The sequence below is a fragment of the Rheinheimera texasensis DSM 17496 genome (assembly GCF_000711985.1).
Taxonomy (GTDB): domain Bacteria; phylum Pseudomonadota; class Gammaproteobacteria; order Enterobacterales; family Alteromonadaceae; genus Pararheinheimera; species Pararheinheimera texasensis.
In genome coordinates this window covers 201,005-221,137 of the sequence record NZ_JONU01000007.1, presented here as the reverse complement: position 1 = coordinate 221,137, position 20,133 = coordinate 201,005, and the positions used below count along the sequence as shown (strand labels likewise).

Genomic DNA, 20,133 nt, shown 5'->3' with positions numbered 1-20,133 from the left:
CAATTAATTCCTTTTGTATTTTTCTAAATGAGCAACCATGAGCGCGTGTAAATCTAAAAACCAGCGCCGATCAAAGTCAGCATGCTGTTTAATAAAGAATTTGATGAGCGTGTGATTATCGCCAAGCTGAGCAATGGATGCTTTTCCAACTGAAACATACGCCATAAAAATGGGTAAGAAGGTCACCGAGTCGGTGTAATTACGGCCAGTGAGTTGCTTCACGCATTGCGGAAGGTCAGCTTCAGCAAGCCAGGAACGTAACGGTTGTTTCAAAGTCTCCGGCCATTGATCATCAACATGATCTTGCCTTAATCCTTGATACCAAATTCTCAAAACAGCGTCTAATGGCGGTAGTATGAGAACATTGACATCGCCGGTATCCAGATAATCTGTCATGTGATCAAAACCGGAAACTACCAGACGCATAACACCGTCACGGTTTTTAATGGTGCTCTCGACAAAAATTTCTGGCAAACCAGCAGCGCTCAGCACCGATTTAAAGATTTGGCGCGTCTTAATCCACACCAAAAGCGGGATAGTTTCAAAGATCACAGCCAATTCATCGCGAAGTCTTAAGCAAAAGCTTTCGTCCAATTCAAGTCGGAAAATAGCCAGCGCTAATGCAGCAGGGCTTTGTGCCAGCGCTTTCCAGGTTTCAAATGTTGAGAGGGGCAGATGACTATAGTTTTGCTTAAGCGCTGCTAAATACTGCCAGCCAGTGTGATGATAATCCTCCGCCATTTGCGTAATAACATGCTGAATCACATCCGGATTGGCAACGGGATGGTAGGCCTTCGCAGCGCTGTGCAGAGTCTTAATTTCTCGGTCAACTTCAATAGCGGATTGTTCTTGAGTCACATATAAGCAAGGCCTGAAACTAAATTCGCTCTCTGCAGGCGCGTAAACTAACCAAAGATCAGGCTGTCTTCTCAATATGTCAGTGTGATACAACCCAGTAGCAACACCTTCAGTGCAGTGCTTCTCCAATGCAACCGGAGTTTGTAATGGGTCTGTCAAACTCATGGCAAAAAGATCTTGTGGTTTCTCACTGCTTTTTGCCAGTTGTCTATTGTGAACGACCGTCAAATAGCTATCACCCTCGCGGACTAAGCGGGCGTTATAGCGCCTGATCGAAAACGTCAGCCATGTTCTGTTTGTTTTAACTTCAATATTGATGAAAGCATCTTGGTCGTCGGTGACCGAAAGCAATTGAACAAAATCCTGATAGAAGCCATACAAACTCAAAGTTTCGGTACTGCCTAAGATTTTGACTTTTTTCGACGTACTCACCAGCACGCCGTTCCGGCTATGTACCGCAAAAACTAGCGTAAAGCTTTCTGCGACAGAGTTAGGAGCACACAGTAAAAGTCTGTAACCGGCTAATTGATTGAGCAAGAGCTCGTTTGTTGCACAAAGACTTTCATCCGGAGTTAACAATCTCGCACCGGACACTGGGTACCTTTGACGAAGCAACAGGTACTTATCATTGCTAGGGCTAGCTATCTTAAATAGTGGGTTTGGTATCACATTGGCCGACCTAGCTGTCACCGCGAATGAGTTGCGCTTGCCAGGGACTAGCGTCGCCTCATACACATCTGACGCTTCAGTCACAATGTCTATGGGGGCATTTGATGCTAGTGTCATCAGCGCAGTCTCACCGATAGGCGCTGCGCGGGTATTGAGCTCAAAGTCTGCTGGTAATAACCCGAAGTGCCGGCGATAGAGCGTATGACCGGCGGCATCTTTCACCTGATAGCTCACGGCCCCAGCATTAATGGAACATTTTTGGCGGGGATCCCGTTAAAAAATTCGAAGTATTGAGGCAAAACCGTCTCGTCAGCCTGATTGACGCTTAACCTAGGGAAACCCAGATAAACGGTTTGTGGCGAGGTTTCACCATAAAACTGGCGGCCAGAGAGTTTGAACGGGCTTATTTGCAGCGCTGCACAATTCAGGGAAACCAAAAATTTGTCTTGTGGCGTAACCACGCTGTGATTGACCGATAACGGGAACCAGCTTCCCATCGGCAACACGACAAGTGGTTCTGGCAGCAATTGCAGCTCATCAATGACAAGCTTAGCTGTCGCAGGAACAAAAGTTCTGACGTTGGTTGCTTTAAGCGAGCAACTGGCTGTCGCAGCAATGACCCAACGATCGTCTTCCTCAACCGCGACGATCGGCGCGTTCACTGTGTCAATCGTGGAATTGTCGATTTCGGCCGTAAAAATGGCGCGGCCATTCTCTAATAATTTAAAAAATAGCGGTACGTCGGTCTTGTCTCTTAACAATCTCAGCTGTGTGACGGAAAGTCTGACACTAAGTTTGTTGTCTTGAATTTGACCATACACGGCGATCGATTTTTGCGCTAATCGTTGACCTTCGTAAAGTGCAGTTTCAAAACGCATGGTACTGACCACTGTATGGTCGATATCCAAAGTTATGTTTCGTGGCAAAAATACTTCGCTTTCAAAGAAAGTCTCAGGGGAGAAACAAGTAACATAATGTTGTGCAGAAAAAGCCTTTAACTTTTCCTTTGTCAGCTTCTGTTCGCCTTCTATGAAAACCGCATCCGCTAACCATTCGTTGACCAGCTGCCTGCCGTTACCGATATCCAATGGGATAGGAAACGCGTTGTTCCAATCAGGAACTGTTTGGTCAAGATAACGCGCAGGCTCACGTTTGTACTCCTGCGGGATTTTCTGTGCGTAGCTCATCAATTGGTGAACAATTGCCGCGAGTAACTGAATGGTCTCAAAGTTTTGAAAACTTTGCGGTAACTCTTTTTGATAATCCTGCATCAAATCGGTCAGACTGCGTTTTAAGTCATCCGAACGATAGAAATTTTTGATACCTCGTTTGATGGCTCTGCCGAATCCGTGTTGCTCTCCGCTGACTAACGGCCATGGCAATCCGCCTTCAGCAAAAAGACTGCCGAGATAGTTGTATCCATTGTTGTTGGTTTTAACTTCACGCTGCCAATATTCCAAGCCGCGTTTGACCAAAATAGACCTGTCGGTCTGTGACAGCTGAACTCCTAAGATATCCTCAGCCCCACGCCAGTCCCAGTTGCCGTTGTAGTATCGCCGATAGTACTCAGCAACAAATAAGCAGAAGCATGCCGCTGTCGGATGAGGTTTTGTAAAGGCAGGATGCGTATCAAAACAGGCATCTTGAAGCAGAGATATCAGCTGTGAATATTCTTCTTCAGTCACCTGATACGCATAAAGTGGTTTACTTACTGGGCCTTTAAACAAAGCGCGCGTAAACAGGAACTCAGTAATCCATTGTTGAGTATTCAAATTTATCTCCTTTTCAGGTACGTATATCTTTTTTGTGGAAACAAATCAACTCTTTAGTGGGACCGTTTAAGCTGATGGTGTCGGTAGCCGAAATGAAACGCTTTCGAATGCCGAGCTAATCAAAGCATAATGTGAGCCGGTGAAGTGGCCGTAATATAATTGTTTAAATTCAATTAGATAAACGAATTGAATTCCTGGTTCGAATATGTGGTGTAGTCAGGAGGTAAGATATTTTGCAATTAATGTAAAAAATATTTGGTTGGAGTCGGTTTGGAGGTTTACTCTGATCGCCTGTTCGTGGCAATCACTAAAACGAATTCACTATATGAAAGTACTCATCTCATGGTTAGGTAAGACCGACATCGATAACATGCAGGCAGACAAACTGGCTTCCATTGCTACGTTGGCGACCAAGCATACTGTCGTATTCGATCAGATCATTATTCTCGCAAATACTTGGGATGAGCATTGGCTGCGTTATGAAGAGTGGTTGAATAAGCGACTAGCGATATTAGGGCGTCCGGCAAGGGCTGAAATTGTTCGCCAATCTCTCATTTCACCAACTGATTACTCAGCGGTCGCAGCGATCATGCAGCGCAATTTGTCGACTTTATCGCAAAGCCAATCGCAGCTTTATATCAATCTTACTTCCGGCACGCCGACCATGGCTGCGGTATCAGTATTGCTTGGCAAAGGCATTTACCAATGCCAATTATTACAAACAGGGCCGGATAACACGATTGAAGAGGTGCGGATCCCATTTGATTTTGATGCCACTTACGCCAAAGTGGCGCGGACGAACATCAAAGCCAAAGTCGTTGCAGGGCCAAGTTTTGGTGGTGCTTTTAAAGATTTGGTCGCGAACTCAGCACCAATGCAGCAGGTTATCTTCAAAGCGCAAAAATTAGCTGCCACCGATCTCCCCGCATTATTGCTTGGTGAAACCGGCACCGGTAAAGAAGTGCTCGCAAATGCCATTCATGCAGCGAGTGCACGTAGTGACAAGCCAATGAAGGTTGTTAACTGTGGTGCTATTCCAGAGAACTTAGTGGATTCCATTTTATTTGGTCATGTCAAAGGGGCGTTCACCGGAGCGGATAGACAGTACGCTGGTTTATTCGAACAAGCCGATGGCGGCACCTTGTTTTTAGATGAAGTCGGGGAATTGCCTCCCTCAGTACAAGTAAAGCTACTTCGAGCCTTACAACACGGCGAAATCACGCGCGTCGGCGACAGCAAAACTCGCACTGTTGATGTGAGGATTTTAGCTGCCACGCATCGGCCAATCACGCAAATGGTCGCCGATGGTTCTTTCCGTGAAGACTTATATTTTCGTTTGGCGGTCGGTGTAATTGAACTACCGGCGCTTCGTGAACGCCGAGCAGACATTCCAGAGTTAGTTCAGCAAATTCTTGCGGAAATAAATACCACCTTTGCTCGTCAACCTGGATTTGAAGGTAAAACTATTTCCACTCATGCAATAAAGTTTGCAGAAAGCTACGACTGGGCAGGTAATATCCGCGCACTGTGGAACACGCTGAATCGGTCGGTACTCTGGGCCGAAAACCAAGAAATTACAGCTGAACAGCTACAACAAGCGTGCTTGCCCGTTGCATTTTCAACCAGTCCGGAGTCCAAAGTACCTGATTTAGTTGCAGGCTTCGATGTGCATCAATATATTGATGGTATTAAAGAAAAGTTGGTTTATGCAGCGTTAGAAAAGGCAAATGGCAACTTGTCAAAAGCAGCGAAAATGCTCGGGTTGGCCAATCATCAGACGCTCAGTAATTGGATGGAAAAGCTTAAGATCAAACCTGATAGTTAGTCAGAGTTAAAAAGCTTGGCACCATAGTTGCGGTACAGGGATATAAGGGACACTTACGGAATGAAGCACGCAATGAGTTTTAGACATCTTGAAGCCTTACCAGAGCTTTATCAATTAGCCGCTTTTGCGCATGATTATGCCTGCACCGATCCGCAAAGTGCGCTGGTAAAAATGCGCTGCCTGATGGAAAAAATCGTTGGGGTGATTTACGCCAAATTGCAGCTGCCTGTTTATGCGAACTCCAACATTATCGACAAAATTAACGCTGAAGATTTCAAATCTGCCGTCCCCAATACCATTATCGAAAAACTGCATGCTATCCGTAAAAGTGGCAATCGTGCTGCTCACGAAGGCAAAGTGAATCAACAGGAAGCTGTTTGGATCCTGCAGGAATCTTATTTTGTCAGTGGTTATTTTTATGTCGCCTTTTGTGGTGGCAACGCCAATAACTTACCTCAGTTTGTGGCGCCCGATTGTTCTAAACAAGCAGACCAAACAGATGTAGCGTTTGCCCGTCAAAATAAGCAGTTGCAAGAAAAACTAGCCGAGCATGAAGCTCGCTTAAAACAAGCCTTGGAAGAGCTTAAAGCTGCCGAAGCTGCGCAGTTAAAAGCCCAGCAAGTCGCCGCAAAATTACAAAAAGCCATCGACACCGGCGCCGTACAACAAGCCAAAGTAAATTTCACCACCATGTCTGGCTTTAACTTCAACGAAGCGCAAACCCGTGCCCGTATTATTGATATGGATTTACGCGCGGCGGGTTGGGATGTATCGCTTGATGAAAGTTCCACCGACCAAGTACGTAAAGAATTTGAAGTCGATGGCCAACCAACAGCAACCGGCAAAGGCCGCGTCGATTATGTACTTTTTGATGATGACGAAACTCCGCTGGCGGTCATTGAAGCCAAACGTACCCGTGAATCGGTGGAAAAAGGCCGTCAACAAGCCATCCTGTATGCGGATGCACTGGAAAAACGCTACGGTCGCCGCCCCGTCATTTTCTACACCAATGGTTACGACATTCGCCTGCTGGATGACGCGCAGGGCTACAACAGTCGTAAGGTGTACGGTTATTACAGCAAAGACAGTCTGCAATATCTGGTAAAACAACGCAGTCTGAAACAAGATTTAAATAAAACTCCAATCGATACCAAGGTCGCGGGCCGTATTTACCAAATTGAAAGTATCACCAGGGTATGCGAGCGCTTTGCCGATAAACATCGCAAGTCGTTAGTGGTACAAGCCACCGGTACCGGTAAAACCCGCGTGTCTATCGCTCTTGCCAAACGACTATTAGATGCCGGTTGGGCGAAGCGGGTGTTGTTTTTATGTGATCGCAAAGAGCTTCGCAAGCAAGCTGGCAATGCCTTTAACGAACATACCAAAGAGCCACTGTATATTGTTGGTAAAAGTAAAAAAGACACCGCCGATAGCGCGCGGGTGTTTATTGCCACCTACCCAGGCATGATGAGCATTTTCCAAAAGTACGATGTTGGTTATTTTGACCTGATTGTTGCTGACGAATCCCACCGTTCTATTTACAACATCTATGGCGATATCTTTAAGTATTTTGATGCCTTAGAAGTAGGCTTAACGGCCACACCGGTGGAAATGGTGTCGCGCTCAACCTGTGAACTTTTTGGGTGTGATTATAAGTTGCCAACCGCCAATTACCCGCTTGAGCAGGCCATCGAAGAGCGCAACCTGGTTCCCTATAAAATTGTCAGCTTCACCACCAAATTCCTGCGTGATGGCATTCGAAAAGACAATTTTACTGATGAACAAATTGCCCAATTAGAAGAGCAGGGCATTGATCCAAACTCACTGGATTTTGACGCGTCGCAAATTGACGAAGCGGTGAAAAATAAAGATACAAACCGGGTAATACTGCGCAATTTAATGGAAAAAGGCCTGCGTGATGCCGACGGTCAGCTACCGGGTAAATCCATTGTGTTTGCCCGCAATATTAAACACGCTGAACTATTAGCTACACTGTTTGGCGAAATGTACCCGCAGCTAGGCGCTAACTTCTGTCGCGTCATCCACTCCAAATATGAGCGGGCTGAAGAGTTGATTGATGACTTTAAAGCCAACGACGAAAACAGCGCTCGCATCGCAATCTCAGTGGATATGCTGGACACCGGCATTGATGTGCCTGAAGTGGTCAACTTAGTGTTCGCCAAGCCAATTAAATCCAAAGTGAAGTTCTGGCAAATGATTGGCCGTGGTACCCGATTATGCAAAAACCTGTACGGACCAGGCAAAGACAAAACCCATTTCTTGATTTTCGATCACTGGGAAAACTTCGAATATTTCGACTTAGATCCAGAGCCGGAAGACGTGAAGCAAAGCAAATCACTCACCCAAAAACTGTTTGAAACGCGCTTACAACTGGCGGAAATTGCGCTTAAAAAAGCCGACTTAGACACCTTCAACGAGGTGATAAACCTGCTGCATGCCGATATTTGCACACTAGATATGAATACCATTGCGGTGCGTGATAACTGGCAGGCCGTTGAAAATGCCAAAGATCACAAACGGTTAAACCAATTTGCACCAGACACAAAAAAATTGTTGTGGGACAGCATCGCGCCGTTGATGCAGTGGCGCAATATTATGGGGCAAGGCGAAGCCTTTAAGTTCGATACCGAAATGGCGGTGTTGCAAACCTTACTGCTTACCGATCCAAGCCAAATCGACGCAGCCCGTCAAACAGTCATCAGTAAAATTGAAGCTCTGCAAATGCACCTGAATGAAGTACGTGCCAAGGCTAGCTTTATTGCCGACATTCAAAAGGACCAATACTGGCAACAGCTAAGTTTTGACGCCTTAGAACAGAGTCGCAAAGCGCTGCGTAGTATTATTCATCTGCGTGACAAGCCCATGGTGACGCCGACCGCTGATTTGGTGTTAGATATCAAAGAAGAGACTGCTGACTACCAAGTGACCGAACGTGCCGCCAAAATCGCCTCCATTGACTACCAAATTTTCCGTCAGGAAGTGGAAAAAACTTTGGCGCCGCTGTTTGAAACCGATGGAGTATTGAAAAAAATTCGCGCCGGTGAAAGTGTCACGGAAGACGATTTAGCCAGACTTAATTCCTTGGTGCACACCCAAAACCCGAATGTCGATTTAAACACGCTCAAAGAGTTTTTCCCGGAGTCCTCGGCGACGCTCGACAAAATTTTGCGCACTATTGTCGGCATGGACAAAGATGCCATCGAACAAACCTTTACCGACTTTGTGCAGCAAACCCATACCCACATGAACGCCAAACAACAGCGCTTTATTGGCCTCTTAAAAAATCATGTGGTGCGCTACGGTGCCATTAGCATTGAACAGTTGTACGATGCGCCTTTTACCACGGTGCATGATATGGGGTTGGATGGTGTGTTTAGTCAGGCACAAGCCGATGTGATCCAACGGTTTATCCGCCAGTTTGATGTCAAGCTGGGGGCCAAACTATCCCGAATTGATCAAGCAGCTCGTGTTGAACAATTAAAGCCTTAACCGCGTGAGCCAACCAGACAAATAGATTAAACACTCAGCATTAACACTCAGTATGAATGAAAGGCGGCGCGAAGCGCCCGCCGACTCAAATGAATTGCGCTAAGGCGCTATAAGTTCTCTTTTAGGAAATACCATGATCACAGGCCAGCTCAAAAGCAAAATCGACAAACTCTGGGAAGAATTCTGGACCGGTGGCATCACCAACCCGTTAACCGTGGTCGAGCAGATCACCTTTTTAATGTATGCCCGCCTGCTCGATATGAACGAGCAGAAAGATGAAAAGCTATCTTCCCGCACCGGCAAAGCCTTTAGCCGCCGCTTTAGCGATGAGCAGCAACACTTGCGCTGGCAGAATTTCCGTCATTTAGGAGCCGATAAGCTCTACAAATTGGTCAAAGATGAGCTGTTTCCATTTTTCTCATTAAGCTCAGCCAATACCGTAAAAGAGGGCAACGAAGGTTCAGTCTTTGCTGAGTTTATGAAAGACGCCCAGCTGATGATCCAAAAGCAAACACTGCTGGTCAAAGCGGTGGAAATGGTTAACGACCTGCCACTGGAAAACAGCGACACCAAAGGCGACCTCTACGAATACCTGTTAAGTAAACTCACCACTGCCGGCATTAACGGCCAGTTCCGCACCCCGCGCCATATTATTCGCGCTATGGTCGAAATTCTCGACCCGGCCATTGATAGCCGAATTTGCGATCCATCGACTGGCACCGGCGGCTTTTTGGTCAATAGCTACGAGTACTTAATGGAAAAGTACACGTCCATTCATGGGGTTGAGCGCGAAGCCTTATTTGACGAGCAAGGTAAACCACTACTCGACGCCAATGGCAAACAACTGGAAAACGTATTGTATTCCGGCGATTTAATTAGCCCAGAACAGCGCAAACATATCGACACCGATATGTTCCACGGTTTTGACTTTGACGCCACCATGCTGCGTGTTGCCGCGATGAACCTGGTGATGCACGGCATTAAACAGCCGGATATCCATTATCAGGACACCTTAAGCCAAAACTTTAAAGAGCGTTTTCCCAAAGCTGCTAAAAACGGTTTTGACATTATCCTCGCCAACCCGCCATTTAAAGGCAGCCTGGATGAAGAAGACGTCTGCCCGGAAATTTTACGTAAAGTAAAAACCAAAAAAACCGAACTGCTGTTTGTCGGCCTGATTGAAAACATGCTGAAAATTGGCGGCCAAAGCGCGACTATTGTGCCCGACGGTGTGTTATTTGGCTCATCCAACGCCCACCAACAATTACGCCAATTACTGGTCGAGAAAAACCAGTTAGAAGCAGTGGTTTCGCTACCCAGCGGTGTATTTAAACCTTATGCCGGTGTATCGACCGCGATTTTAATTTTCACCAAAGGCGGTAGCACCGACCACGTCTGGTTCTACGACGTGCAAGCTGACGGTTTTAGCCTGGACGATAAACGCAGCCCGATTAAAGACAACGACTTGCCTAACTTGGTTAAAAGCTACCATCAACGCAATAAAACCATCGCCAGTACCGATGCTAACGATCGCAGCCAAAAAGCTTTTTGGGTCAGTAAAGAGGAAATCGCAGGTAATAAATACGATTTGTCGATTAACCGCTATAAACAAGTGGTTTACGCCGAACAGCAATACGACGACCCGAAAGTGATCCTCAGTAAATTAGTCGCTCTGGAAAACGACATTCTGGCGGATTTAAAAGCACTGGAGGGGATGCTGTGAGCTGGCCGATGGTGAAGTTGGTTGATGTAGTTACTCTAAATCCGCGAGCACCAAAAGAACTAGACTCCGCTCAAATAGTCTCTTTTGTAGGGATGGCATCAGTTTCAGAAGATGGCCAACTGCTATCCGAAGAGCCGAGAGTGCTGGAGGAAACAAAAAAAGGATTTACTTACTTTGCTAAGTCGGATGTGTTGCTTGCCAAGATAACTCCATGTTTCGAAAATGGTAAATGTCTTAGAGCAAACCAGATCTCCAATCCGGTTGGGTTTGGCTCGACTGAATTCCATGTACTTCGACCTGACCAATCTAAATTAGATGCGACTTATCTTTTTTACATGATTTGGAGTAACCAATTCAGAACTTTAGGCGCTGCTAGCATGTTTGGCGCAGCAGGGCAAAAGCGAGTTGGATCTGATTTCTTAAAGAACTTTGAAATCCCACTACCACCACTAGCCGAGCAAAAACGGATTGCTGCGATATTAGACAAAGCCGACGCCATCCGCCGCAAACGCCAACAAGCCATCCAACTCGCCGACGACTTCCTCCGCGCCGTCTTCCTAGAAATGTTCGGCGACCCAGTCACCAACCCAAAAGGCTGGGAAGTTAAAAAGTGGAATGAAGCACTAACTATTGTGAACGGAAGAAATCAAAAAGCTGTTGAAGATCCTATCGGTCAGTACCCTATATGCGGTAGTGGAGGATATATGGCCAAAGCCAATGACTGGTTGACTGAAGCAAACTCAGTGATTATTGGTAGAAAAGGCAATATCAATAGCCCAATTCTTATGAAAGAGCGATTTTGGAATGTAGACACAGCGTTTGGTTTGGTCCCGAACAGAAACATGCTGAGCCATAACTATTTGTTCTTTTTTTGCGAGTTTTTCGACTTTGAACGTTTAAACAAAGCTGTAACAATTCCGAGTCTAACAAAAGCTGATTTACTTCAGATTGAAATACCTTTACCACCAATTGCGACCCAACGCATCCTTGACCAGATAATAGATAAAACTGATTCAATGAAAGAGAAACATGCTGGTAACTTGGAAGTTGATTTGTTTTCGTCATTAAGCCAAAAAGCATTTTCCGGGCAGCTATAACGCAGGCGACAAGGAAGTAAATGATACTTAAAGTACAAATATCAATTACTGAATTAAAGGTAATAGATTTTAACGTAACAAGGAGTGAAGGTGTCTGTATCCAGCGTTGTCGAAGTATGGCTATCGGTCAAACGTTATCGTTTGATAATCAAGCATCGAATTTTGGCTGAGCTCGGCGAGATCTCTCATTTCATTCTGAATATACTTCATAAATATGACTTATCCTTACAAGCGATTTATGATATTACCGGTCTAGATGAGCATCAGCTTAAACCTGTGATTGAAAGATTGCAGGGTTTGAATTTTATGAACGAAGATTTCCAGCTCACAGAATCCGGCCAAATTGCTGCTTATTCGCTTAATCATTTACATGGTAAAGCGATAGAAGTTTATATGGATCAGAATTATGTGGATTACTCCAGTTCGTGGTTTATAGCGTTGAGTGACAGTGACGCTATAAAATCACTTCCATCTTCCGCTATTCAAGTAGCCACCCCTGGTAAGAAAAAATCTAACTACACTGAAGATTGCTTCCAACAAACCCAGAGATTTAAGAAAAGTATTCCTGAGATTTTGCCATTGCTTCTTTCCGAGTTTCAGCATTTTGCAGATTTAAAAAATGCCAAATGGGGGATGGAGTGGGATATTACGTTACATAATGTCGAGGAAAATTTCCAGCACGGTATTCGCATAGCAGTGCCGCTAAAGCGACATAATAATGAAGTAAAACCTTCTGACAGCCTTAAGAATTCGCTCCGTTTATATACCAGACTTTTAGTTTTAACGACTATTTGTAAACAGCCAAGTGGTTTCGATTGGAAGAATAAACAAAGCTTTGCTCCTCTGGTTAATATGTATTCGGAACACGACGACCAAGTGTATAACGATATTCCTATATTTTATGACTGTACTGACGGTAAAGAATTGGTAGATGATACGTTAATAGATATTTCAACTTGTGATGACAAGGCTAATACATTACTGCTCCATGCGAATGAAAGCGAAATGATCAGCCCTTTACTTTCGGTAGAGCACCATTTTTCACAGGCTTGGCAACTGCATGAATTTAGCTACTCTGAAGTAATCGAAAATATAGATATTTCAAATCTATTTAGGGTTGATTAGTCATGAAGACAGTAAATAAATATCAGTCGTTTGCCGAGCATTTGTTTGAAGACAAACATGTAAGAAAACATGGAATGATGCTGGTAAAGTATGGTTTTAAAGGCGCAGCCAAAAGAGTAAACCCTGTTGCGATCTATGTCGATGCAGCATTATCAGTGATTACTGCCTTTAATGCCTACTTTGATTATGCCCGCGCTCGAGAGGTAACAAATCAGTTACTAGCGCAAAATAAACAAATTGAAGCGGAGCTCAGATCTCAATTAGAAATAATGCAAATTAAGTTTGAGACAGCATTGGCTCAAGGGGATGAAAGAATTAAGGAACTTTCTGACAAAGTTAAATTATCAGAGCTGCAGATGAAAAATTTTGTTGAGCAAATAGGAAAGCAAATAATCATAGCTAAAGCTATTCAGACATCTATTCGGCAGGAGCGTGAAAGTGGCTGTAACTTCAAGCAGCTTCAAGATTTACAGCGTAATTTAGATCATTATTTACGTTCTTGTTTAGTGATATTAATGGAAAATGTTGAGTAAAGGAGAGCTAGCATGAAGAAACCACAGTCAATACAAGGTGAGTATATTCCTCGAAACAAAACAACAGAAACAACAAAAAAACCTTTTGATCCGCAGCCCAATACTGACTCTATATCTACAATAAATGGCATGCTTGGAAAACTAAATGCAGATCAAATTACTTCTTTGGTGAGTGGTTTGACGGATCTGGGTGCTAATGTTCTTAGTTATGGCAAAGAGCGAGAAAACACAAAAAGGGTACTTGCGCAAACTGAAGCCGAAATTAAAAAATATGAAAGCGAAGTTGCTCGAACTAGAGAAGAAGAAAAAACGAAGCGGAAAGAGATAGAAGCTAACGTTAACAATAACCAAAATATACACCAACAAAATATGGTGTCAGAGACTAACTCGCATATCCAGGTGATGGAGATTCTGAGACAAGTACAATGTGGTGTAATATCTGCTGAGCAGCTAATTAGTCTTATACATCTAGTTAAAACTAAGGGGGCTTAATGTTTCACTTAGTGATTGGCGGTGGCATTATTTTAGCGGCTGCAGCCGTTTCCTGGTACTACAATCAAAAGACTGATGATGAAGAAACACGCCAAAGACAAGCGTTCCGAGACCGTGATGATATCCGGAGTAAATATAAAAATGCTTCGGACCAAGCTAGCGAAAACTTTATCGCACAGCGTAGAGAACAAGCTTTGTCTTATAAAAACTTGCTATTGAAGGAAATTGATATTCTTTCACAGAAAGTTAAACCTATAGTCAGCGCCTACAATGAATTATTTGAAGTTATAAATTCCGAAATTAATGCTGATAGCACCAGCCCATATCGAAAATCTGCATTAAGAAAAGAATATTCAAAATTAGAAGACGCTAAATTACGTATCATGGAATACGATAAATACCTTAATCATGAGCGTAGTAAAATAAACGAGCTTTGGGCGAAAGAGCATTATGACTGGCTTATGGAGCGAAAAGTACCTGATGCGCTTTTACCATTAGAATGGCTGTATTTGGGTAAATTACTGGTAGCTGATTTTTCAGATATTGATAAACCTTTGGAAGGAAGTCGGCATATTCTTAGCTTCGCAGGTTTCAACGGTGAGGCAGAAAAACAAAATGCGTTAGCTTTGAGCTACGGCAATGAGTTCCCAATTTTAGTAGTGAAAGGCCAGGGGAAACGCTTTTTTGGTTGTGTTGCTAGAGGTATTGCTTTCCATGACTACATTCGATTAAACCGTCCTCTAGATATTGTTGTTGAGCGCTATATCAGTGCTAAAAATCAGTACATATGCAGTTATTTCGACGGCCTCGGCTATGCAAATCTTCCTACCCAGAATTTGATTCATACCAGTTTACGTTGCATCCCTGGGCAACAGTTGGCTGTGTATTTTGAAAGTTATGACGCAACTTTGCAGCATGACCCTTTTGGAAAGAAAATTGATAACAAGAAACTTCCATCTCCAACGCTCACTGAAAAAGCAGCATCATTTATAGGATATGACGAACTAGAGTTATATATCGAGATAGATGATGATAAATTGCTGCTAATTCCTACAGAGTCTACTTTTTTTAACAATTATACATATTGGTCGTTCTTGTCTTTTGAATTAAATGATAACAGCATTTGTCTTGCGAAAGGGCAGGTAGAACTGCAATGTGAAATTACTGAAGATTTTGATGGTTTAAGAGTTAGAGATATTTTTATTCATGAACAACCGCAAGTAGGCACAGACTTGCCTTTCGATTTTATCTTAATTACGTCTGAACTCAATGGTAGTGATTTATTCGGTTGGAAATATGGCATTGAACAATTACTTAATTTTGTAAGCCAGTTGGCAATTAATTCAACCTCAGCATTAGAGCGGGCAAAACAGATAGAATTTTTTAAACGCTGGCAACATGTTGTTGATTACCAACGTCGGCAAGAGGGTGAGCGAAGTGTTGATTTCGAATTTACTCCATTAATAAATCAGGATAGAAGCAACTCTTATCAACTGCAAATTGAGAGGGATCTAATACAGGCAGCAAAAGTCAACGTAGACTCAGTATATTCCTTTATGAAAGAAATTGAGAAGTCTGATAGTTTGCAATTTGTTCATTGTTGTCGTTTGCTTGTTTGGGACGAGTTTCACGCAAAATACATCCCAGCAGTAGAGCGAAAAAAATTTAATAGAGTTAGCTTTTTACTTGATAACGGTAATATTTCTATCGAAGCGCCACTGTACAGTTATCAAAAATTTGATTTTACAAAAGCAAACAAATTTCGATTAACCGTTACAAAGCCAAACGCTGCATTACAAAGACAACAGCAGGGATTGGACGCATTTTTTGAAGACCGATTAATTGAACCAAGACTAAAAGACATATTTTTAGCTCCTAGTTCATACATAACAGATAAAAGTTTCAAGTGGCAAAAAAGTAATATCAATTGGAGTGGCCAGTTAACAGATAGCCAAAAAGATGCTGTTGAAACAGCTTTATCTGCCAACCATATCGCTATGATACAAGGGCCGCCTGGTACTGGTAAAACGACGGTTATTGTTGAGATGCTCTATCAAATTTTAAATGATAACCCTAAACAAAAGGTATTAGTGGTTTCTCAACAAAACACTGCTGTGGATAATGCGATAGAAAAATTTAAAGAAAAGTACCCGCAATTAGTATCTAAAGGCGTAAAAATCCTAAGGGTAGGTAATTTAGATAAAATTGCTGATGGGATGGTCGAAGACCACTTTGACACTATATTTGAACAGTTCATAGAGGGCTGTTTAACTAGCTCTTTAAATAAAGCTAATTCGATTGAAGCTGAGAAATTAGAGGCGTTGTATGAATGGCGCGCTTTATTAACTCAGATTAAAAAGTCAACAGAGCATAAGGTTTCGGATGAGTTCTTCACTACGATGCTGATGGACAAAAATATTATAGGTGCTACTTGTGTAGGTCTGGCTGCCAGAAAGGCAGGGATTGATCATTTGAGCTTTGACGTTGCTATCGTTGATGAGGCTGGTCGAGCTACAGTACCTGAACTTCTGATCCCTTTGCTACGTTCGAAAAAAGCAATATTGATAGGAGATCATCACCAACTTCCTCCAAGTATTGCGCCCGTCCTGCGCGAGGATACTGCAAAGGAACAAATGTCATTTCTTGAAGAAACTTTTTTGGAGCACAGCTTTTTTGAAATGTTATTTGAACAGTTACCAAGAACTTGTACAGCAATGTTAACGGAACAGTTTCGAATGGCAGCACCAATAGGCGATTTAGTAGCGAAATTGTTTTACTCCAAAGATGGGGAAAGACAATTAGCAAATGGGTCAAAAGAGCCTTTGAATACCAGTCGTTATGCAGAAAATGACTGTTTAATTTGGGTTGATGTATTGGGCAGACAAAGAAAACCCAATGGCACGACTAGCTTCGAGAATGAGGATGAAGCAAATGCCATACAAAGATACTTGATTGATTTGTCAAATCGATTCTATCGAGAAATAGATGTTGCGGTCATAACACCTTACGGTGCTCAAAAGAAATTAATTCGTAAGCTTTTACAACCTTACGGCACAGAGCAAATCATTAAGGTGGGCTCGCTTTCTATAAAAATTGACACGGTTGATAGTTTTCAGGGAAGTGAAGCAGAACTAGTCTGTTACTCCACAGTAAGAACCCATGGTTCACTACAGTTTATTCTTGATAAGAAGAGACTCAATGTTGCTTGTTCAAGATCCAAGGAGAATCTTATCTTTTTTGGACACAAAAAACATCTTCAGAGTCAGAAATTAGGTGGGAAAAACCTATATCCCGATATTATCAGTTCTGCTGAGCAGTATGCTTGGATAGATTCTAAGTTGATTAAAACTGTTACAGAATCAAATAATTAAACATTCCTATAGTGACTCGAAGATAAAGGACATATATGCCAATTCAATCACCTGCTTTTAAGCTTATTTGCCGGTCTTGTGGTTGGACAAAGCTTTTCCCACCGATGGGAGATGTCCGTTTTCCCTGTCAGGTGCCACAACATTGCCCGACTTGTGGCAGCGAAAATTTAAAACAAGTTCAACCTAATTTCGCTGAGAAAATGATCGCGAACGTTCTCAAGAAACGCTGATTATCTGGATGTAGTGATGGCTTTATTTGAAACAGACTGGACGAAAGAACTTGATCAAGTTCACGCGGTGGCAAAAAAGATTATCGATGATGATGTGTCGCCGATGATTGACAAGAAAATTGGCTTACTCAACAAGCATGCCGACGAATTAATGCGAAAGTCAGCATTTCAGGCGGATAATCTAGCCAAAGAAATGGTGAAAGAAATTGAATTACAACGCGAAAAGCTGGTTGCTGACGTGACCAAAATTGCGCTTATTTTAATGCTTGGGTTTACTGCATCTGGCGCAGCACTTATTTGGCTATTTTTTCTTTTGAGAAATGGGTTCGGTGGTTAAGTCGACCTTAACATTTGTTTTCTGAGTTAGTTCAATATGCGCAGAGTTTGCCATTTGAGATCAAATTTTTATTGGGTATCTTAAAGGAGTAAAGGATTGCTGTCCCTCGATGTAGCACAATTAAAAACACATAATCTAAGTAACCTGATCCAGATGAATTGGTATGCTCAGGAGTTAGCCAGATGGCAGGCAGAAGCTGCTCAGTTTGACATCGTTTCTTATAAAGAGATGAATCGATTTACTTCCCCTATAGCTGCGAAGAAAGTTAATGAATTGGTTGAGAGACAATGTTATCTCGAAGCGGCAATTTGTTTGCAAATTGGCTCCGAAGGCGAAAGAACGCCGTTGATATCGGCCATTCAGTTTGATGACGTAAACCTTGTGATGGCATGCCTGGCACTGGGAAATAAGGTTGAACAAAGAGTATGGGGTGAAACAAGTTTCCCGCTTACCGAAGCAATGATTTTAAATAACGTTGATATTTTCAACCTGCTACTGCTGGTTCCAAATATCGACGTGAACGTTGAGGCTGAAGTAGAAGGGGAGTTTGATGATATTTCTCAGTTTTTGGGTATGGGAGAACAATATGATTACTACCGGCCGGTTGAGACTCTGCTGAGCGCTGCCTATGCGCCAATCCTTACATCATTAAATATTGACACTGAAAAGCGTTATGGGCCTCAGAAGCTTCCATTAATGGTTCATGCATACCGAAATAACAACATTAGGTTAATGAATTGGTTAGTTTTTTGCGGCGCTGACATCAATCCGTACTTAGATGATTATTACGGAGGTGGCCCCAATCTCATTAACCTCGCTTTATACGATTATCTTACCTACAAGGATGAGCGCCATAAGCAATTGCTGAAGTGGTTCTCGCGCTTTGCGAAGTTGTTGAACGCTCGATCTGAGTTGAGCTCCAGTTTGGTGCAGGATTTAATTGAAAGCGCCGAGTCAGATGCGCCAGAGCTTATTGATTGGTTTGATTTAGAGCCGGTTGCCGAATTCAAACAGGAAATGGAAGAGGAGTTAGATGCACTCACCCTGAAGTATGACGAATTGAAGGCTGAATTTAGCGATGAAAAGCAAAAAATTGCTGCGTTGGCTCGAGCAACTAATCAACACCAGGCCAACAACCGCGAGGAGGTGCTGAGAGTTTCGTTGCTGGAAGAATTAAAACGGGTTCATCGTGTAGAAGTAAGCGAGCTGCTCGAAGACATCTTCGTCGAAATACATCATACCGTCATTGCTTTTGGTTTGTCGTATGACTCCGATCTTATTTATCTGGAAGTGCAAAACCCTGATGAGCAACACATCGAAGAGCTGGTGAGTGCTCAGGAACTGTTAACCTATTCAAAGTTCCAGTTGATGGTGTATTTCTTAAGTCTGCCAGATAGGTTTTGGTTTAAATTGAGTCTTTTGGCTGAACTGCAGGGGGGTTACCCCTTTAAGTCTATTGATGGTAATTATCTGGTAACTGAAGTCTTTGCTGAGTCATTTTTAGAACGCGTAGGCACAGGTGATATCAATGGTTTAGACCGTAATGAGTGGGAGGTGCTCTACAAATACCTGAATACTCTGGCGACTGAAGTAGACATCATTACCGGTAATTCTAAACTTGCCAAAGTTGTTGAAGACCTATGTCGCGAAAAGGTTTGGACTGCGTTTAGGGCTCAGCATTATTTTGCCGATTTTGAGATTAAATCCGTGAAGGATGCTGAAAGCAAAGTGTTTGAAAATTTGAGGCCAATGTTTGATCGGCTATCTCTGACCGCCAACAGTAGCCGCAGAGCGATCTTTAGCTGAATTGGAAAACCAAACGTAATAACTCGGAAGTTAGTATGTCGAAATCAAAAATCACTCAGTTGGATAACCTGGCGCGAATTCGTTTATCCAAGCATTTTTTCTTACGCGATTTTTTGTATTCCGAAACCGCTGCTTTGCATGGTATCAACAATATTCCTGATGATTTGGAGTTAGCTGTAGACGCAGGCCGTCAACTCTGTAAGCAGGTGCTTGAACCAATTCAGGAGGCTTGGGGACGTATTCATATTCGTTCTGCTTTACGTAGTTGCGAGGTGAACCAGCTTGGTAATGAGTTAGGTGCAAATTGCGCAACTAATGAGCATAGCTACGCCAGCCATATTTGGGACCGACGAGACGAGCATGGTTTGATGGGCGCAACGGCTTGTATTGTTGTTCCTGCCTATCTGGATTACTTCGAAAAAACCGGTGATTGGACATCATTAGCCTGGTGGATACATGCTCACATTCCGGGCTATAGCAGTTTACGCTTCTTCCCCAACTTATGTGCTTTTAACATTTCATGGTATGAAAATAAGCAGAGCCCCAAATATATAAAAACATATGTAGAAGACCCCAACACTGGCCACAAAAAACACATTCTGACTGCGGACGTTGAAAGCGACTATTACCGGAATATCCCACTGAAGCAGCGTTATGCCGCTTGTGAAATATTGCTCGCACCAAAACCTGGGTCATAGCTGAAAGCTGTTTGATTCAAAGCACTTCGTTGTACTAATAATTATATATTGGTAATTATTTTTACTTTATTGGTTGTGTGGAGTTTA

Annotated in this window: 13 protein-coding genes; 11 read left to right on the top strand and 2 right to left on the bottom strand. The window is 43.1% G+C overall.

Annotated elements, in window-relative coordinates:
• Positions 1–3: 3 nt before the first annotated feature.
• Together Q399_RS22415 and Q399_RS22410 are read right to left on the bottom strand one after the other, a co-directional pair.
• Positions 4–1,749 carry an STY4851/ECs_5259 family protein gene (locus Q399_RS22415; RefSeq protein WP_157836202.1) on the bottom strand — a complete coding sequence of 582 codons (1,746 nt, stop codon included), beginning with the start codon at positions 1,747–1,749 and terminating at the stop codon, positions 4–6.
• Between the two features lie 8 nt (positions 1,750–1,757).
• A complete protein-coding gene (locus Q399_RS22410) occupies positions 1,758–3,299 on the bottom strand; it encodes an STY4851/ECs_5259 family protein (protein ID WP_031564563.1) in 1,542 nt (513 codons plus the stop codon).
• A gap of 325 nt (positions 3,300–3,624) precedes the next feature.
• On the opposite strand from Q399_RS22410, the gene Q399_RS0101085 reads away from it, so the two are divergent.
• From Q399_RS0101085 to Q399_RS0101035, 11 genes are all read left to right on the top strand, one after another.
• Positions 3,625–5,124, top strand: a complete 1,500-nt coding sequence (locus tag Q399_RS0101085) for a sigma-54 interaction domain-containing protein (protein ID WP_031564562.1) — start codon at positions 3,625–3,627, stop codon at positions 5,122–5,124.
• Positions 5,125–5,196: 72 nt separating this feature from the next.
• On the top strand, positions 5,197–8,634 hold the full coding sequence (locus Q399_RS0101080) for a DEAD/DEAH box helicase family protein (protein WP_211253138.1): 3,438 nt from the start codon (positions 5,197–5,199) through the stop codon (positions 8,632–8,634).
• A gap of 133 nt (positions 8,635–8,767) precedes the next feature.
• Complete coding sequence (locus Q399_RS0101075) at positions 8,768–10,357, top strand: class I SAM-dependent DNA methyltransferase (protein WP_031564557.1); 1,590 nt, start codon at positions 8,768–8,770, stop codon at positions 10,355–10,357.
• Positions 10,354–11,454: a restriction endonuclease subunit S gene (locus tag Q399_RS0101070; RefSeq protein ID WP_157836201.1), complete on the top strand. Its 1,101-nt coding sequence runs from the start codon at positions 10,354–10,356 to the stop codon at positions 11,452–11,454. The genes Q399_RS0101075 and Q399_RS0101070 overlap by 4 nt, the downstream gene beginning before the upstream one ends.
• Positions 11,455–11,544: 90 nt before the next feature.
• Entirely contained in the window at positions 11,545–12,579 is a 1,035-nt protein-coding gene (locus tag Q399_RS0101065) for a hypothetical protein (protein ID WP_031564553.1), read from the top strand.
• Positions 12,580–12,581: 2 nt separating this feature from the next.
• Complete coding sequence (locus Q399_RS0101060) at positions 12,582–13,112, top strand: hypothetical protein (RefSeq protein ID WP_031564550.1); 531 nt, start codon at positions 12,582–12,584, stop codon at positions 13,110–13,112.
• Positions 13,113–13,124: 12 nt separating this feature from the next.
• Positions 13,125–13,604 carry a hypothetical protein gene (locus Q399_RS0101055; RefSeq protein ID WP_031564549.1) on the top strand — a complete coding sequence of 160 codons (480 nt, stop codon included), beginning with the start codon at positions 13,125–13,127 and terminating at the stop codon, positions 13,602–13,604.
• Positions 13,604–16,975, top strand: a complete 3,372-nt coding sequence (locus Q399_RS21315; protein ID WP_051685647.1) for an AAA domain-containing protein — start codon at positions 13,604–13,606, stop codon at positions 16,973–16,975. Before Q399_RS0101055 ends, Q399_RS21315 begins: the two co-directional genes overlap by 1 nt.
• A 246-nt stretch (positions 16,976–17,221) precedes the next feature.
• Positions 17,222–17,542 carry a hypothetical protein gene (locus tag Q399_RS0101045; protein WP_031564545.1) on the top strand — a complete coding sequence of 107 codons (321 nt, stop codon included), beginning with the start codon at positions 17,222–17,224 and terminating at the stop codon, positions 17,540–17,542.
• 96 nt (positions 17,543–17,638) lie between these two features.
• Positions 17,639–19,348, top strand: coding sequence for a hypothetical protein (locus Q399_RS0101040; RefSeq protein WP_031564543.1), 1,710 nt, complete (start codon positions 17,639–17,641; stop codon positions 19,346–19,348).
• Positions 19,349–19,383: 35 nt separating this feature from the next.
• Complete coding sequence (locus Q399_RS0101035; RefSeq protein ID WP_051685646.1) at positions 19,384–20,046, top strand: hypothetical protein; 663 nt, start codon at positions 19,384–19,386, stop codon at positions 20,044–20,046.
• Positions 20,047–20,133 lie beyond the last annotated feature (87 nt).

Bases quoted from the DNA above. Each gene is read 5' to 3' on its own strand.
- Q399_RS0101085 (WP_031564562.1), top strand. From the start codon at position 3,625: ATGAAAGTACTCATCTCATGGTTAGGTAAGACCGACATCGATAACATG.
- Q399_RS0101080 (WP_211253138.1), top strand. From the start codon at position 5,197: ATGAGTTTTAGACATCTTGAAGCCTTACCAGAGCTTTATCAATTAGCC.
- Q399_RS0101075 (WP_031564557.1), top strand. From the start codon at position 8,768: ATGATCACAGGCCAGCTCAAAAGCAAAATCGACAAACTCTGGGAAGAA.
- Q399_RS0101060 (WP_031564550.1), top strand. From the start codon at position 12,582: ATGAAGACAGTAAATAAATATCAGTCGTTTGCCGAGCATTTGTTTGAA.
- Q399_RS0101055 (WP_031564549.1), top strand. From the start codon at position 13,125: ATGAAGAAACCACAGTCAATACAAGGTGAGTATATTCCTCGAAACAAA.
- Q399_RS21315 (WP_051685647.1), top strand. From the start codon at position 13,604: ATGTTTCACTTAGTGATTGGCGGTGGCATTATTTTAGCGGCTGCAGCC.
- Q399_RS0101045 (WP_031564545.1), top strand. From the start codon at position 17,222: ATGGCTTTATTTGAAACAGACTGGACGAAAGAACTTGATCAAGTTCAC.
- Q399_RS0101035 (WP_051685646.1), top strand. From the start codon at position 19,384: ATGTCGAAATCAAAAATCACTCAGTTGGATAACCTGGCGCGAATTCGT.